This is a genomic window from Paenibacillus sp. FSL R10-2736, assembly GCF_038000245.1.
Taxonomy (GTDB): Bacteria; Bacillota; Bacilli; order Paenibacillales; family Paenibacillaceae; genus Paenibacillus_AQ; species Paenibacillus_AQ phytohabitans.
Genome location: NZ_JBBOBN010000002.1, coordinates 778,630 through 795,366, shown reverse-complemented (window position 1 = coordinate 795,366; position 16,737 = coordinate 778,630). Strand labels below are relative to the sequence as shown.

General features: G+C 52.2%; 13 protein-coding genes. 5 read left to right on the top strand and 8 right to left on the bottom strand.

The window, feature by feature from the left end; genetic code table 11:
• Positions 1-7 precede the first annotated feature (7 nt).
• The 3 genes from NSQ73_RS31645 to NSQ73_RS31635 all read right to left on the bottom strand — a co-directional run bounded on the left by NSQ73_RS31645 (position 8) and on the right by NSQ73_RS31635 (position 5,883).
• Positions 8-994: an ABC transporter permease gene (locus tag NSQ73_RS31645; RefSeq protein WP_171716306.1), complete on the bottom strand. Its 987-nt coding sequence runs from the start codon at positions 992-994 to the stop codon at positions 8-10.
• A 227-nt stretch (positions 995-1,221) separates the two neighbouring features.
• A complete protein-coding gene (locus tag NSQ73_RS31640) occupies positions 1,222-3,930 on the bottom strand; it encodes a beta strand repeat-containing protein (RefSeq protein WP_340990125.1) in 2,709 nt (902 codons plus the stop codon).
• A gap of 480 nt (positions 3,931-4,410) precedes the next feature.
• Complete coding sequence (locus NSQ73_RS31635) at positions 4,411-5,883, bottom strand: ABC transporter substrate-binding protein (protein WP_340990124.1); 1,473 nt, start codon at positions 5,881-5,883, stop codon at positions 4,411-4,413.
• Between the two features lie 129 nt (positions 5,884-6,012).
• Here NSQ73_RS31635 and NSQ73_RS31630 point away from each other — a divergent pair, with 129 nt between their 5' ends.
• Both NSQ73_RS31630 and NSQ73_RS31625 read left to right on the top strand, forming a co-directional pair.
• Entirely contained in the window at positions 6,013-7,869 is a 1,857-nt protein-coding gene (locus NSQ73_RS31630; protein WP_340990123.1) for a cache domain-containing sensor histidine kinase, read from the top strand.
• The gene (locus NSQ73_RS31625) at positions 7,844-9,463 is read left to right on the top strand and encodes a response regulator (RefSeq protein WP_336103633.1); all 1,620 of its coding nucleotides are present in this window, start codon (positions 7,844-7,846) and stop codon (positions 9,461-9,463) included. Before NSQ73_RS31630 ends, NSQ73_RS31625 begins: the two co-directional genes overlap by 26 nt.
• Before the next feature lie 9 nt (positions 9,464-9,472).
• Here NSQ73_RS31625 and NSQ73_RS31620 read toward each other — a convergent pair whose 3' ends face one another.
• A complete protein-coding gene (locus NSQ73_RS31620; protein WP_076243471.1) occupies positions 9,473-10,198 on the bottom strand; it encodes a protein-glutamine gamma-glutamyltransferase in 726 nt (241 codons plus the stop codon).
• A 133-nt stretch (positions 10,199-10,331) separates the two neighbouring features.
• Positions 10,332-12,053: a DUF4127 family protein gene (locus NSQ73_RS31615; RefSeq protein ID WP_340990122.1), complete on the bottom strand. Its 1,722-nt coding sequence runs from the start codon at positions 12,051-12,053 to the stop codon at positions 10,332-10,334.
• A 239-nt stretch (positions 12,054-12,292) separates the two neighbouring features.
• Here NSQ73_RS31615 and NSQ73_RS31610 point away from each other — a divergent pair, with 239 nt between their 5' ends.
• Both NSQ73_RS31610 and NSQ73_RS31605 read left to right on the top strand, forming a co-directional pair.
• A complete protein-coding gene (locus NSQ73_RS31610) occupies positions 12,293-12,637 on the top strand; it encodes a sigma-70 family RNA polymerase sigma factor (RefSeq protein WP_340990121.1) in 345 nt (114 codons plus the stop codon).
• The gene (locus NSQ73_RS31605) at positions 12,583-12,810 is read left to right on the top strand and encodes a helix-turn-helix domain-containing protein (RefSeq protein ID WP_340990120.1); all 228 of its coding nucleotides are present in this window, start codon (positions 12,583-12,585) and stop codon (positions 12,808-12,810) included. Before NSQ73_RS31610 ends, NSQ73_RS31605 begins: the two co-directional genes overlap by 55 nt.
• Here NSQ73_RS31605 and NSQ73_RS31600 read toward each other — a convergent pair.
• Positions 12,800-12,982, bottom strand: a complete 183-nt coding sequence (locus tag NSQ73_RS31600; RefSeq protein ID WP_340990119.1) for a helix-turn-helix domain-containing protein — start codon at positions 12,980-12,982, stop codon at positions 12,800-12,802. The genes NSQ73_RS31605 and NSQ73_RS31600 overlap by 11 nt on opposite strands.
• Before the next feature lie 433 nt (positions 12,983-13,415).
• Here NSQ73_RS31600 and NSQ73_RS31595 point away from each other — a divergent pair, with 433 nt between their 5' ends.
• Positions 13,416-13,697 carry a hypothetical protein gene (locus NSQ73_RS31595; protein ID WP_340990118.1) on the top strand — a complete coding sequence of 94 codons (282 nt, stop codon included), beginning with the start codon at positions 13,416-13,418 and terminating at the stop codon, positions 13,695-13,697.
• Positions 13,698-13,981: 284 nt separating this feature from the next.
• Here NSQ73_RS31595 and NSQ73_RS31590 read toward each other — a convergent pair whose 3' ends face one another.
• Positions 13,982-15,250: a PucR family transcriptional regulator gene (locus tag NSQ73_RS31590; protein WP_340990116.1), complete on the bottom strand. Its 1,269-nt coding sequence runs from the start codon at positions 15,248-15,250 to the stop codon at positions 13,982-13,984.
• Positions 15,251-15,473: 223 nt separating this feature from the next.
• Positions 15,474-16,607, bottom strand: a complete 1,134-nt coding sequence (gene ald, locus NSQ73_RS31585; protein WP_340990114.1) for an alanine dehydrogenase — start codon at positions 16,605-16,607, stop codon at positions 15,474-15,476.
• Positions 16,608-16,737: the final 130 nt, after the last annotated feature.

Genomic DNA, 16,737 nt, shown 5'->3' with positions numbered 1-16,737 from the left:
CTCCTTTTTAGAATACCGCCTGATCCTTGTCGACCTTGCGCACGATCCAGTTCGAGCCGAGGACCAGGAAGAAGCCGACCACCGATTGATACAATCCCGCTGCTGCGGACATGCCCAGGTTCCCCATATTAATCAGTGCGTTATAGACGTAGGTGTCGATGACCAGCGTTGTCGGGTACAGTGCTCCGGAATTCAGCGTGGTCTGGTAGAACAGCCCGAAGTCGGAGCGGAAAATCCCGCCGATGGCAAGAATCGTTGTGATGATAATGACCGGACGGATCAGCGGAATCGTGATATGCAGGATCTGCTTCCACTTGCTGGCACCGTCGATCAGGGCCGCTTCATAGTATTCATTGTCAATGCCGATGATGGCCGCCAAATAGATGACACAGCCGTAGCCCACCCCTTTCCAGAGGTTGATCAGCGGCAGAATGAACGGCCAGTATTTCGGCTCGGAATACCAGTTCAGTTCATCCAGCCCGAACAGGGCGAAGATCCCTTTATTGATGAAACCGTATTCAACATTCAGAAAGGCGAACACCAGATAACTCACCACAACCATCGACAAGAAGTAGGGGAAGAACATGATGCTCTGATAAAATTTGGCGGCCAGCTTATTCTTCAGCTCATTCAGGGCAATCGCGATCGATACGGCAATCACCAGGTTGAGAATAATAAACACAAAGTTGTAGAGCACCGTATTGCGGGTAATGATCCAGGCATCCGAGGTTGCGAACAGGAATCTGAAGTTATCCAGCCCCACCCACGGACTGCCGAGAATACCGTCGACATAGTTAATATTCTTGAAGGCAATAATGATCCCGAACATCGGCAGATAATTATTGACCAGCAAAAAAAGCACACCCGGCAGCAGCATCAGCAGCAGAACCTTGTGCTTCAGCAGATGTCTCAGCATGGCTCCACGCTTCGTGCTCCTGTGTACCGGCAGGCTGTCTCCTGCTTCGGCTACGCTTTTCTTCTCTTGAGTAATCATTCCTTCCGCCTCCTGATTCCTTCAGCAGTCTCTCTCTCTTCCATGACTTAAGTGTAGCCGGAGAACGGCTGATGCTAAATAAGGCCATCTATAATAAAAGTTCAAAATCCTACGGAGTTTAGAATTGTGGATTTGTAGTCATACAAAAAAGGCGCTCCACAATGATAGCTGTGGGGCGCCCCTTTGTATTTTAGAGAATACCTGTAAGTTCGTACGAATTCATTGTATTACGTCAGTCTGTGCACAGACCACACAACGCCCGAGGAGGAACCGCCAAGATCCAGCGGAATTGTTAATCCATCTGCTGCGTAGAACAGTCCGATTACGTCGCCTGCCGTCAGTTCAAACTCACCCGTTAATGTCACTGTACCGTTCCCTAATATCGTCCGGAGTGACAACAGCAGTGCGATGTTAACATTCAGCAGAGGGAAGAGCCCAGTTACCAGATCTGTTACCGTAGGGGACGTTCTCCGCACCACAAAAGCCGGATTCACTCCCGCACCCAACGCAACTGAAATCGCAGCCGTAGTACTGTAGTTAATAGTCGCCTCAAACGAATATCTGCCTGTGGCCGGGATCGTGTAGTTACCCGTTGTTTCGTTAAAAGTCGCGCTGTCGTAATAAGGCGTCGTCACCGTCCACCCTGTAAGCTGTGTGCTGGCTGCTGCCGAGAACGAAGGCAGGAATGCCGAGAAGCCTTCCGTTGCAATATTGGGCCCTGTCGCTCCGGTGGTTCCGGTTATACCCGTGGTTCCGGTGACCCCAGTAACTCCGGTCACACCGGTTGCACCCGTTACTCCAGTCGCTCCCGTTACTCCAGTCGCTCCAGTCACACCTACTCCTGTCGCACCGGTAACCCCAGTTGCACCTGTCACGCCTGCGTCTCCTGTTGCTCCTGTTACTCCAGTCGCTCCAATCACGCCTACTCCTGTCGCTCCGGTAACCCCGGTTGCACCCGTCACGCCTGCGTCTCCTGTTGCTCCAGTCGCTCCGGTCACTCCCACTCCTGTTGCTCCCGTAAGCCCAGTCGCTCCAGTCACTCCCACTCCTGTTGCTCCCGTTACTCCAGTCGCTCCAGTCACGCCTACTCCTGTCGCTCCGGTAACCCCGGTTGCACCTGTCACGCCTGCGTCTCCTGTTGCTCCCGTCACACCAGTCGCTCCAGTCACACCTACTCCCGTAGCTCCTGTAACCCCGGTTGCACCCGTCACGCCTGCGTCTCCCGTTGCTCCCGTTACTCCAGTCGCTCCGGTCACGCCAGCTCCCGTAGCCCCTGTAACCCCGGTCGCCCCGGTCACCCCAGCTTCGCCCGTCGCACCAGTCACTCCAGCTTCGCCCGTCGCACCAGTCACTCCAGCTTCGCCCGTCGCTCCAGTCACGCCTGCTTCGCCCGTTGCCCCAGTCACGCCCGCTTCGCCCGTCGCTCCAGTCACTCCCGCTTCGCCCGTCGCTCCGGTCACCCCAGCTTCGCCCGTCGCACCAGTCACGCCCGCTTCGCCAGTCGCTCCAGTCACACCTGCTTCGCCAGTCGCTCCAGTCACACCTGCTTCGCCCGTCGCTCCGGTCACCCCAGCTTCGCCCGTCGCACCAGTCACGCCCGCTTCGCCCGTCGCTCCGGTCACCCCAGCTTCGCCCGTCGCTCCGGTCACCCCAGCTTCGCCCGTCGCACCAGTCACGCCTGCTTCGCCCGTCGCCCCAGTCACGCCCGCTTCGCCCGTCGCTCCAGTCACTCCCGTTTCGCCCGTCGCTCCAGTCACGCCCGCTTCGCCCGTCGCTCCAGTCACGCCTGCTTCGCCCGTCGCTCCAGTAACTCCCGCTTCGCCCGTCGCTCCAGTCACGCCCGCTTCGCCCGTTGCTCCCGTAACCCCAGCTTCGCCCGTTGCTCCCGTAACCCCAGCTTCGCCCGTTGCTCCAGTCACGCCCGCTTCGCCCGTCGCCCCGGTCACTCCCGCTTCGCCCGTCGCTCCAGTCACGCCCGCTTCGCCCGTCGCACCAGTCACGCCAGCTTCGCCTGTCGCCCCGGTCACGCCCGCTTCGCCTGTCGCCCCAGTCACGCCAGCTTCGCCCGTCGCCCCGGTCACTCCCGCTTCGCCAGTCGCCCCGGTCACACCAGCTTCGCCAGTCGCTCCAGTCACTCCTGCTTCGCCCGTCGCACCAGTCACGCCCGCTTCGCCCGTCGCTCCAGTCACGCCCGCTTCGCCCGTCGCCCCGGTCACGCCCGCTTCGCCCGTCGCTCCAGTCACGCCTGCTTCGCCAGTCGCACCAGTCACGCCCGCTTCGCCCGTTGCTCCCGTAACTCCAGCTTCGCCCGTCGCTCCCGTCACGCCTGCTTCGCCCGTCGCACCAGTCACGCCTGCTTCGCCCGTTGCCCCAGTTACGCCTGCTTCGCCCGTCGCTCCAATCACGCCTGCTTCGCCCGTCGCACCAGTCACTCCCGCTTCGCCCGTCGCTCCAGTCACGCCTGTTGCTCCCGTTACACCAGTAGCTCCGGTTACTCCTGCTCCCGGCGCCCCAGTTACCCCGGTTGCACCTGTTGCGCCTGCGTCGCCCGTCGCCCCGGTCGCTCCGGTAATCCCCGTGGTTTCCCCAAGCAGCTCAGCAGATACCAGCCGGTGGGCTGTTACCAGCTGTCCGGTGCTGCTCTTGCCCCACAGTGAAATCTGGATAGGGTCGTCCGTCATATCCTGGGTGACAAACAGAAATTCAAAAGCATCCAGATCCGCATAATAAGTTTTTGTTATCACTTCGTTTGGAGCCACATTCAGCGACTCGCTGACATACACGTTTCTTATTCCCCCGAGCATGTAATAACCCTGTACCAATACCGTAGAAGCTGAAGTACTGCTGCGGTTATCGATTCTGACCGTAACCTGCGTGGTCGGTCTCACACCTCCAACCATATTATTTTCCAGCGGTCCCGTTGATAAGAAGCTCATTTCCCAGTCTCCTTTATTTGCCGATTTAATTGTCCCATACTCTACTTCTTACTCCTTCTGAATCTATCTTTTCACTTATAGAAGCTATATAGATTGAACTTGAAATGATTCCAATGGGGATGTTGTTCATAACTACGGTGAATATTTGGACTTTCGGCCGCTGTTGTCATCAGATTTCTTGATTGTTACCGCCATTAGCGGTAGAAATCCGGTGACAAAGGCGGTCGCTGTCGCTCCTACAGTTCCAAAATTCCCCTCCGTTATTCTCATCTGTTATTGTCCTCTTCGGTTCAAGCTATATAGTACTGAAACTAGCAGTACAAAGATTGATTTATATAGTATTATTCCGGCACTCCCCTTACGGTGTGGACGTTAACGCTCCAATCCGGCACACATCCAGCACAAATGAATGAGCAGACAAAAAGGGACTTTCCCGAAGCCGCCACGGCCCGGATAAGTCCCTGATTCACACTGGCTATTCTATTCCTGTCCCTTACTCAGCTGGCTCTCCAGGCTCTCTGCCTTTAGGGGATTATGCGGATCAAAGTCAGGATAGATATACTCCTCGCGCTGAAAAGAGTACCCCGTATCCGCAATGTCGAGCATCTGATTCAGCCGCTCCGTTTCGCTGCGCAGCCCCTCGTCAAGCGGCCTCTCTCCCGAGAGAATCTGCAGATACAGCTGCATCCTCGGACGGTCCCCCGAGTCACGCGGTTCCATGGATACCGAGCTTGGATCATATTGATCCATAATCTGCGGCGAGAGCGGATATATAGACTCAGCGGCATTCGGAACAAATTCCTTGAAGTGCCCCAGCCCCGGTGCAAGACCCGGAACATCGAGAATACCGTCCACCACCGGCAGGGCCAGCGCCTGCTGGAACAGAATGGTCAGGAATTCCCCGGATTGCAGGAATTTCCATACTTTAACTGCCGCCTCCCGGCTTGGAGCTGAACTATTCACTACCAGCGGAGAATGCGGGATCATCATGAGCGCTCCGCCGCCCCGCTTGGAGGAATCCGCCACGGGAGGCATTGTAACTCCCCAATCGTCCTTCGGCATATATTCCTGCAGCTTTACATAATCTTTGCTGCTGGCGTACATCATGCCGATGTTGCCGTCCGCGAACTGCCGCAGGGCACTGTCACGCTTAAGCAGTCCCTCACCCGGATACAGACTCCCCTCACGCTTCATGTCCAGCACCATTTGCAGCCAGAATCTGTATACACTCAGCTCATAACGCCCGGTCTGGTAATTATAAAGATAGTAACCGCTGGAGGTATTGGAGATTTCAAGACCGGTCTGCAGGCTGTCCTGGCTGTCACCGGCAGGAAGCGCGAAGCCGTATTTATTCACTCCCTCTCCTGCCTGGCTGATCCGGGCGGCAGCCTCTTTCACCGCTCCGAAGGTAAGCGGCGGGCGCTCCGGGTCAAGTCCGGCATCGCGGAACAGCTGCTTGTTGTAGAGGAGACGCACGGTATCAACACTGGAGGGCATGAAGTAGATCCCCCCTCTGAACAAAGAACTGTGTGCATAATTCCTGGCCCATGCCGGGAATCTGCTAAAGTCAGCAGTGTTCAACTCTGCGGACAGATTAGCCAGGTACCCTTTGTTGACATAGGTAGCCAGCCAGGTATTATCAACACTGAACACATCCGGACCCTGTCCCGAGGTCATCAGCATATTTAAGGTGTCATCGTAGACATCTGCAGCGATATCCATAACGTTAATCTCGATATGATCAGGATTGGTTTTGTTATATTGACTGATGGCATTCTTCACTTCCAGGTTCTCCGTCCAGTCATACAGGGCGATCTTTACCCGGACGGGCTGCACCGGCACCTCCGCAGGACCCGAACTGAAGTCCACCAGCAGCGGACGGTCATAAGCAATGGCATACGCTGCAGTCCCGCATAATAATAAGGCAAGGATATAGAACAGGAACCTTTTCATCTTGCACCTCCTGCGTTGACATCAAGACTTATTGCGTTTTACAATGTATACCAGCTATTGATTGGTATTTTCCAACAATACCCGATAAATGGCAAGCCGCAAATATCGGGATGCCGAGGGAGGGCTCCAATGAGGAAGCTGTTTGATACGTTGTCGCGGACCCTCTTCTTGTATAATTTCAGCATCCGCAGCCGGCTGATTCTCTACTTCCTGTTCCTCGTCCTGCTTCCGACAACCATTATATCGGTGACGGTATATAACAAATCAGCCGATATTATCACCCGCAATGTTAATACATCCATTGAGAACAACTTCAATCTCGTTCAGGACAATCTGGCCCAGCGGTTCGAGGCCGCCAATAAATCCATGGTATCGCTCTATCTTAATTCAGAATTTGCTGACCTCATCTCCTCTAACCGGCCCACGGACAGCAGCGGAATCATTAATGAGCTGGCTGCCCTGAGCAAAATTCTCGAGAATTTCCCCGCGAACGGTACGTCTGGAAGCAGCTTTGTCCCTATGCTCTATATGCTGAACCGCCCGGAATATACCCAATATAACTTCTCCAGACGTGTATTCAATATCGATCTCATCTCCCTGAAGCCCTGGTATTTCGGCATTCCGGCCCAATCTGATTTCACTGTCGTCGGACTCAGCTCTCTGGATTCCAAGTACACTCTGAAATTCGCAAGGCGCCTGTTCGGCATCCGGCATGCACAGCTGCCCTTTGTCGGACTGCTCACCATCGACATTCCTGTAGCTGAATTCAGCACACTGCTGGAGCATTACAAGCCTACGCCCGGCAGCAAGGTCTATATCGCAGACGGAACCGGTACGATCGCCATCAGTCCGGAGCCGGCCCTGATCGGGCAGAACATCAACACACAGGACTACTACAGCAAGATGAACGCTCCGGCTGACGGTTCTGCGGGTCTGCATTCTTTTCACCAGATGATCGGCGGTGAGAATATGCTTGTCTCCTACCGGACCATCGACAACACCGGCTGGACCATTCTCTCGTTCTCGCCTGTCCGTGAGCTTAACGGAGAATTAGCCGCCTTCCGCCGGGTGATGTATATCGTGATCGGCATCTGTATGCTGGTCTCGCTCATGATGGCCCTGCTGCTGTCAGAGAATATCTCAGCGCCGATCCGTAAGTTCATCCAGTCGATGTCGCATGCCGAAAGCGGAAATTTCAACATTACCATCCGCTACAGGCGCAAGGATGAATTCGCCTACTTGTTCAACCGCTATAACAAGCTGCTCCAGCAGATTAAGGCGCTGATTGACAAGCTCTATGTGACCGAGCTGCGCAAGAAAGAAGCCGAGCTCCAGACCCTGCAGGCCCAGATCAACCCGCATTTTCTCTACAACACCCTGGATTCGATCAACTGGATCGCCATCAATCACGATATTCCCGAGATCAGCAACATGGTTACCTCCCTCTCGGATTTCTTCAGGTACAGCCTGAGCAAGGGACGGAATATCATTCCGCTCCGCGATGAGCTGCGGCAGGTGGAGAGCTATCTGGAGATTCAGCAGTTCCGTTTCCGGGATAGGCTGGAATATGAACTGGAGGAGACGGACCCCAAGCTGCTGGAGGAATGCCTGGTGGTCAAGCTCAGCCTGCAGCCGCTGGTTGAGAATGCCCTGATTCATGGCATTCAGCAGCGCCGGGGTCAAGGCAGAATCCGCATCAGAGTCGAGACTTCACAGGGGATTCTCAGCGTTTCGGTGTTTGACGACGGCGTGGGGGCAGACCCTGAGCGGCTGAACCTGCTGCTAGCCCATCCGCAGCCGGGCAACCAGTCCTATGGTATCCGCAATGTGCATATGAGAATCCAGCAGTTTTTTGGAGAGTCTTACGGAATCCGCTATTACGCTAATACCGAGGATGGCTGCGGCCTGCTTGCGGTGATCCGGTTTCCGGTGGTGACTACATGGGATGAGGTGAGTGAAGATGTTAACGATGATCGTAGCGGATGATGAGCCGTTTATCCGCAGCAGCCTGATCCACGTGTTCAAATGGCAGGAGGAATTCGGAATTGAGATTATAGGGGAGGCGTCTGACGGGCTGGAGGCCTATGAATTATGCCTGAAGCTTGCACCGGATATTCTGTTCACCGATATTATGATGCCGCTGATGGGCGGTCTGCAGGTAGCCGAGAAGCTGCGGGAAGCAGGCAGTCCTACCAAAATCATTATTATCAGCGGCGCCCAGGACTTCTCCTATGCCCGGGACGCGCTGAAGGTGAATGCCGAGGGATATATTCTGAAGCCGGTGAAATTACCCGAGGTCCGCGAGGTCTTCCATCAGGTTGTCGCTAAGCTTAAGGGAGAACGTGAGCATCAGATGGATGTAGAGCAGCTGAGGAAGCAGCTGCAGGACAGCATGCCGGTGATCCGCGACAAGTTCCTGCAGAATCTGATTGCCGGCCTATACCGGAACGAGGATGAAATTTGGCAGAAAATCGATTATTTCGCCCTTCCCTTCAAGCGGGGGACAGCTTTGACAGCCTGTGTACTGCAACTGGATGAATACCAGAGCGCAGTGGACAAATTCTCGGAGGAATACAAGCAGCTGCTCTATTTTTCCATTCAAAATATTATCAATGAGTGTCTGGTCAGCCACCCGTGCTCCATCAGCTTCGTCGCCAGCGAGAACGAGTTCATTATGCTTTTCTGCCCGGCAGACGATCCCTCGCCCTCTTCCATCTCAGAAGTATGCGGGCAGATTATCAGTAATATCCGCAAGTATCTGCGGCTGGATGCCTCGGCCGGCATTGGCAGAGCTTGTCCCCTGGCCGGCCAGCTGGAGGACTCCTATAAGGATGCGCTGGCCGCGCTGGTGTACACATTCTATACCGGGCACGGCTCTGTCCTCTACATTAAGGATATCCAGCCGGAAACGGAGACACTGGAGAGCACTTTCTTCTATAAATTCCAGGCCCGGCTCATGAATGAACTGAAGGCAGGCCATACGGGCACCGTCATGGAGCTGATGGAGCAGCTGTTCACCAGACTGGCCGGACCCAAGCTGCAGATCGGATATGTGCAGAGTATTTGTGCCGAGATGATTTTCACCTCCGCCAGGGCCCTGTATGAGATTGATGAGGATACCCGGCTGGTACTGAGTGACCGGATTACAATTATGGATAAGCTGTACCTTCAGAAGAATATTACCGGCCTGAAGGCGTATATGCTGTCGCTTTTTCATGACTTAAGTGCGTATGTAGCAGGCAAGAACACCTCCAAGAACAGCCGGATCATCAGCAAAATCCATTCTATTATCCAGGAAGGCTACGCCTCTGAGCTCTCCATTTCCAGAATTGCCGAGGAGGTATTCCTGACGCCTAACTATATCAGTCTGATCTTCAAGAAGGAGACCGGTGAGACGATTACCGACTATATCACCCGGATCCGTATAGGCAAAGCGAAGGAGCTGCTGACAAGCACAGACCTCAAAGTAATGGAGATTTCCGAACTCGTGGGCTATGAGAATCCCCATTACTTCAGTACAGTTTTCAAAAAAACCGTTGGCCTGCATCCGCTTAAATACCGCTCTGAACAAAATCAGTGATGCTGATCTCTATCTGATGATATAGGATCTGACGCCTATTCTGGAGTAGATGGCCGTGCTGGCTCCACGTTTACCGGATAACGGCAGGCCGGAACGTGTTGTTAATGTAGCTATATAGGCAAAGTCCGGGTGAAGTCCCTCATCCGCCAGGTATGCCGAGGTCCGGCTGCCCGGCACTCTTTCCCTGTTGAGTGAAGTGATCATCTCAGATGCGCTCTTAATTCCCAGCCCGTGTCCGTAGAAGCGGTCATTCGACAGCATAATCGCGTTCTCCCCCTGCCACTCCGGCTTATCCGGATCATGATCGGGATTCTTGAAGTAGACTACATCCCCCGGCTGTAATTCCGACGGATTGAAGGTGGTGATCATCTTCAGATTGCTGTCATAGTTCCAGTCCCACAGGTACAGATCGGTGAAGTAGCGGTCGAAGGCATTCTCACCGATCATACTGATGGTCGCTCTATATAGAATCATTACCATCGCCATTGCGCATTCGAAGGCATACAGCTGTCCATTTACAAAAATATCATTGATTGCTGCAGAAGGGCTAACCCCTGCCTTCAATTCAAAACCGCCGCCCGCCGTACGATTCCAATATCTTGGATTGCAGCGGGAGTTCTTGAATGTCGAGAAGTCCGTCCCCCCGGCGTTCATCGCTCTGGCTGCAGCGATAATCTCCCCCCGCATTTTAATCTCGAATGCCGGATTCGCAGGAGCCGTGTATCCATACCCCATCCTGCTTCCCCCCTTCATCTTCTTGTCATGAAATATAGGTTATTGTACGTGTCGGGCCTCATATTGGTGCGTGGGACTTTGCGCCCAGCACAAAATAACCCCACAGAGTGGGGTCTTATCTTCAATGATTATATTAATTCTTGCGCTTCTTGTGTAAGGTTACGCTAGGCTTCAAAGTAATTTCAAAAGCACGGCCCCAAATATAACCGGGATCATGGTAATGAAGTGCCGCACTGGAATATTCCGCAAATGACCAGGCAGCTCCGCTAATCTGACGGATACTGCAGGCTGGTTCAGGACTCCCGATAAGGAATGCATTTTTCCCGACAAGGGTGGCCGTATGTGTCTGCATCCGCTCTCTCAGCAGAGCTTGTAAATGAGAATAGTCTTCCGGACTATTAAACAAAAGCATATTTTGATCTGCAATCGCAGCGACGTTCACATATAACGAATGGGCTCTTGAATATTCCCGGATTTCACCAATAGCCAGCCTTTTGTAATAGTAATCTTTCAAGAAGCGTTTGAATAAAAGCGACCCGTGAGCGTTAACAGCAGAGCCGAGCGCCGCCGCATCTGTCTCCGTAACCAACAATGCATACCGGGCCTGGCCCATGCCCAGCGCTATCCCGATTTTGTTACCCGGCGTATTCCAGCCGCTATATCCTAATATACTTCCGGTATGCCGGCTGCCCAGCAGGCTTTCAGTTACCGCAGCATCCGCTGCACCGCTGCCGACAAAATCAATCACTACAGACAGAATACCATTGGCGTGGTTAGCCGCAAGGCGGTCAACCGCAGCCGGCGTCTGATCCGCAGCGGTAACCGCGAGAATCTCCAAGGCAGCAGAACCGCCCATAGACTCAGATGCTGCACCCACAATGTCCACATGACGCAGAATATTCTGATGTACATCCATATATTCATACGGACTCGTAATGGTAGAGCCATGGGGTCCGAAGTATTGAACGGCACACTCCGTCTTCGCCCCGTTACGATAGAGCTGATTCGCCATACGTGCCAATAACGCCTGTCCCAGTCCGTCTGCATCCGGCAGAATGATTGCACGCTCCGGATTTTGACCATTCATGCCGCCGAGCCAGCCATTAATGCACTCTTCTACAAAGTGAATCTCGTTAATCTGCACCCCTTGAGTATTGGCATCATCCACACCTACCGCAAGAAAATCAATATATCCCTCCTGCGCCAGCTTCTCCAGAATGTAATGATTCGTTTTGAACTTATGCTGTCTCGTATTGTAATACTGCTCCTTATCAAAAGTGGCCGTGCTGCCATAGGAACCCGCTGGAGACAGGTTATATCCGCTGAGAATATCGGCAAACTGCGTAAAGCTTCTTCGCGGCTGAAGCATGAAATTGCGTGATTCTGTATAGGCTGCCAAGTCCAGACCTTCTGCAAAAGACGTTGTAGCCAGCCTCATAATCGTATCCAGCACATACACCGGCTTGTCCGGATAAGACTGCTTCACTAAACGGATCACATCCAGCAGGTTCGTGATCTCAGGATCATAGGCCGGATAAGCTCCCCCCGCGTCCGCCCGGAGACGGCGGCTTCCAATCAGGCCCCCGTAGGCGAGCATATCAGTAGAGATTATAAAGCCGTCTGCAGACGCTGCATGATGAAGAATAAATTTCCGGATGCGGGCGGTGTCTCCATATGCCGGTGAAGATGTCGTTAATAAGGTGGTCCCCGATGATGTCTTGTGCGAATCCAGACGATTTCTAAGATCAGCTACATGCGGGGTGATTACATGGATTCCTGCCGATTTCCCTTGAGTAATAACATCGTCCAGATTGACGGGTCTGTCATCCAATGGTACGTATAGCACCTTCTTCATTTGTATCAAGCTCCCTCTGAGTAGCAGATAGGCCCGGATGCCTTCACTTATAAGGTAAATTAGGCAGCTAAAATACAACCTGAAAATAAAAAAATATTAAATTTCCCAATATTGGCATCCATCTATTCAACTATGATACAATAAAATGGAACATATGTTCCTATTTATTCATCGATAACCATCATACACACCCATATATACATATTATTATTTTTATTTCCAGAAAGGGGTAATCCGCTTTGGATAGAGCACAAACGGTATATGAACGCTACCGGAATGAACTCTGCCGGATAGGTTGGAGAGTACAGTATAGGGCTAAAAAGGCCCGACGGCTGGAATCTCCGCTTTATGACAATATACAGGCTGGAACAAACTTTACTCAGGCTTCCGAGAACAAAATAATGATTGAGCAGCTCACGGAAGGCCTGCCTGCTTTTGAAAAATCCATCTTATATAACCTCTATCTGGAAGGGTACAGCGAAGCGGAGGTCGCCAAGCAATTCAATATGAGCCAACAGGCGGTGAGCAAATGGAAAAAGAAGATCATCCACCAGCTATCTCAGACAACGAAATTACAAGACTGATCCAAGCGGCCAAAAATAAAGAAGCCGCAGCGATGCTGCAGCTCCTTGAATTATTCCAGCCAGATATACAGAAGTTGAGCCAGTATGCCCGGTTACCCGATGAAGAGGCCGCCTCAGAAATTATCGTGGAGTTTCTTGAATTTGTATCTGCACATGTAGAGACTACTTCTTGAACCCAGGCGCCTCCTGGAACCAGCCATTCACCTGCGCAGTCTCCTCGGTCAGAATATCGAGATAAATGGATGTACGGTAATCCGTTTCCTTCAGGCTCTTGCCTGTAATCTCGGCGATCCGGTTCAGCCGGTACATTAACGTGTTGGTATGGATATGCAGAGCTTTGGTCAAGACTTTTACCATTGAGCTGAGGGAGCGGGCTGATCATGCGCTGTTTGGTGGATATGAGGAATGCCGCATGAGTAAAGACGTTTCCAAGTTATAGTATAGGATATTTTTGTGCATATATGCTTGGGAACTCTTAAAGCATTATCCAAAGCTTTTGGATAAATTCAGCAGACCATTGCCTTCAATGATATATTCTGCAGAACCTAGGTGAAAAGCTTGATAAACTAGATCGTTCTGTCAATGAACTTAATGAAACAATCAAGAAGATTAAGCATAGTCGTCATTCAATAAAGCGCCAGCCTGTTCCATGATGTTAGATATCGGACTTCAATGATCAGGCTGCTTTATATTGCTTGAATCCCTACTCAGAATAGACTGCCGGAGTGATTAATGTTATTATTTTACATAATTAGGCATTTAAAGAGAGGGTTGAAGCTTGATGAACGCCAGATTATTCCGAAATATAGCGGTAATTACATTTTGTGTGGCCGTTATCCTGTTTATCATCGATACGGTTTTTGTTTTTGATGATTCCTGGTTCAACGGAACTGGTATAATATCCACTTTTGTACTACCTCCTGTGGGGATATTGGCTGCTGTGCTAGCTTACCGGAAAACTGAATCAAGAATTGACGGTTTACTTATATTTGCCAACATATCCGCCCTGTTTATCTATTTCGCCTTCATGTTTATCGGTACTCTATTGCTCGGCCCCTGACTGTAAGCACAAAGAAGCAAGGATAGGATGATAAGACATCCTGGTCCTTGCTTCTCTAGTTATATAGAGCTATTATGAGCAGGCACCGGCTACTTGAGCAGCGATGAAATAAGCTCTGACTGCGAAGGCAGCCCAGCCGCTCATACCATTCGTGCATTCGAGAACCTTGACATCACAGAAGCAACTGACAGAAAACAGGAGGAATGGATTGGTTTTTTTATATTTTCATAGATAATATGTTCTATTGTTCAATCTATATTTGTGAAAATGGGAAGCAGAGGCAGTTACTCCTTGAACCCGGGCGCCTCCTGGAACCAGCCATTCACCTGCGAGGTCTCCTCGGTCAGAATATCGAGATAAATGGATGTACGGTAATCCGTTTCCTTCAGGCTCTTGCCTGTAATCTCGGCGATCCGGTTCAGCCGGTACATTAATGTATTGGTATGGATATGCAGAAAGGCGGCCGATTCCTTCAGATTCCCGTTCATCGTCAGGTAGACGGCAATGGTCTTGAGGAAATCGCTCTTATGCTCGCGGTCATGTTCCTTCAGCGGGTAGAGCAGAGCGCTGCGCCGTGTCCGGCTGCGTTTCTGCTCCAGAATGGCCGGAAGGTAGGCCCAGAAGCCAATCTCTTCATAGAGCAGCAGCTCACGGGCGTGATAAGGCAGCAGCTTCTTGATTTCCAGAATCTGCAGCGCTTCGCGGTAAGCGGCGGCCGCAGAAGTGTATTCGCGGTAGCCCGGACTGCAGCCGGCCGTAAGCCTGCAGCCTTCGCTTGCGCCCATATCCCGGATCAGCTTCTGCACGAACGAGGACAGCCGCTCCGTCCCTTCCACCGGAAACACAAACGAGAACAGAATAATCAGCCGGTTCTGCTCAGCAGTCTGGAACAGCAGCCGCTGTCCGGCATAGGCATCCATAATCCGGCGGAAATTCTGCAGGAAATGCTCATCCACCGGCTTGTCGCTCTCCAGTACCCCGATATAATAGCTCTCCGGCAGCAGAATGGACCCGGCCTCCGCCTCCTGGCGGATGCGCAGCTCACTCTCGTAATGCGAGGTCAGCAGCTTCCAGAAGAAATCCTCGAACGTCTTCTCCTGCTTCGTCTTCCAGCCCCGCTGCTTCAGCAGATAACGCCCGGCAATGCCTGCGGCTTTTTCGACAATCCGTTCGGCATGGCCTTCGGCGAGATTCCCGCGGTCCACCACCCAGATGTAGCCGAGAATCTCCTGCTGGTGTTTGATGCACATGGCCAAGCGGGGGCCCAGACCCACCTCCATGACTGCAGGAATGCGGATGGGGTGGCTGGTATTCTCCAGATCATGCATGACCCCTTTTTTGCGGAGGCCTATAATCACCGTATTCGGAACTCTTTTGCCGATAATGGTCGAGATTCGCGCCGGATCGCTCTCAAACTGATGGGAGCTGTACCCGATCACATGATGGTTGCTGTCCTCAATCGTCACCTGCGACTGAAGCGATTCGCTGATGGTATCCGCCAGGGATTCCATGCTGTCAAAAAAACGGTCAAATGTCTGCTCTGATTCTGTCAATGTGCCCACCCCAACCTGAAGAATAACAGAAGCTTTAATCAATTTCGCTGTAGAATTGATTACATTATATTACACCGTTTGGCAGTTGCCTATAGGAACATCCAAGAAATACGGAGGAAACCTAACATGGACATTCAGTCTGCATAAAAATAGTCCGGCGATTGCCCGCCGGACTGTAAGGTGGTACCCCTCTACTCTTGTGTAAGTCTGTAAGCTCTATATGCTAGATCAGAGTGAATTCTTGTTCTACTGCTTTCTCTACCGTGAAGTACTCTTCCCCAAGAGCTTCTGCCACGGCTTGGCAGGTGATCTTTCCGTTGGCTACGTTAACACCGCTCTTCAGGCCGGCATTGTCTTCGATCGCCTGGAACACGCCTTTATTTGCAATTTGCAGCGCATATGGAACCGTAACGTTGGTTAAAGCAATGGTCGAGGTTTTGGCTACAGCACCCGGCATATTCGCTACCGAGTAGTGCAGTACGCCGTGTTTCTCGAATACTGGATTATCATGTGTGGTTACACGGTCAATCGTTTCTACGATACCACCCTGGTCAATAGCCACGTCTACAATGACGGAGCCCGGCTTCATGGTTTTGACCATTTCTTCAGTCACCAGCTTAGGAGCTTTAGCCCCTGGAATCAGCACTGCGCCTACCAGCAGGTCTGCTTCAGCTACGGCTTTGGCAATGTTATATGGATTGGAGATCAGGGTGCTGATCTGTGAACCGAAGATGTCATCCAGCTGGCGGAGTCTGTCCGCGCTTAGGTCAACAATGGTAACCTCTGCGCCAAGGCCAATCGCCATTTTAGCTGCATTAGTACCTACCACACCGCCGCCGATAATGCTAACCTTGCCGCGGCTTACGCCGGGAACACCGGAGAGCAGAATGCCTTGTCCGCCGTAGTTCTTCTGCAGGAACTGTGCGCCGAGCTGCACGGACATGCGTCCGGCTACTTCGCTCATCGGTGTGAGCAGCGGCAGTGTACGTCCATCCACTACGGTTTCGTAGCCGATGGCGAATACGCCCTTGTCTTTCAGGGCAGCTGCAAGGGCAGGCTCTGGAGCAAGGTGCAGGTAAGTGAAGAGAATGAGACCCGGACGGAAGTAACCATATTCGCTTTCGAGCGGCTCTTTCACCTTCATAACCATTTCAGCGGCAGCCCAGACAGCAGCGGCTTCTGCAATCAGTTCTGCTCCGGCTGCAGCATATTCTTCATTCAGGAATCCGCTGCCCGCGCCGGCTCCGGCTTCAACCAGTACTTTATGTCCATCAGCTATCAGACTTACCACTCCAGCAGGGGTAATCGCTACACGGTTTTCATTATTCTTAATTTCTTTAGGTACACCAATAATCATTATTATTCGCTCCCGTCTTGTGTGGATCTCTTATGTAAAGAATCATAACATACGATTTCCTGCCGCATTTTGGGTAAAAAGAAAAACTATATCTGCCATGATTGTGTTTTTACACAATGGGATGATATAA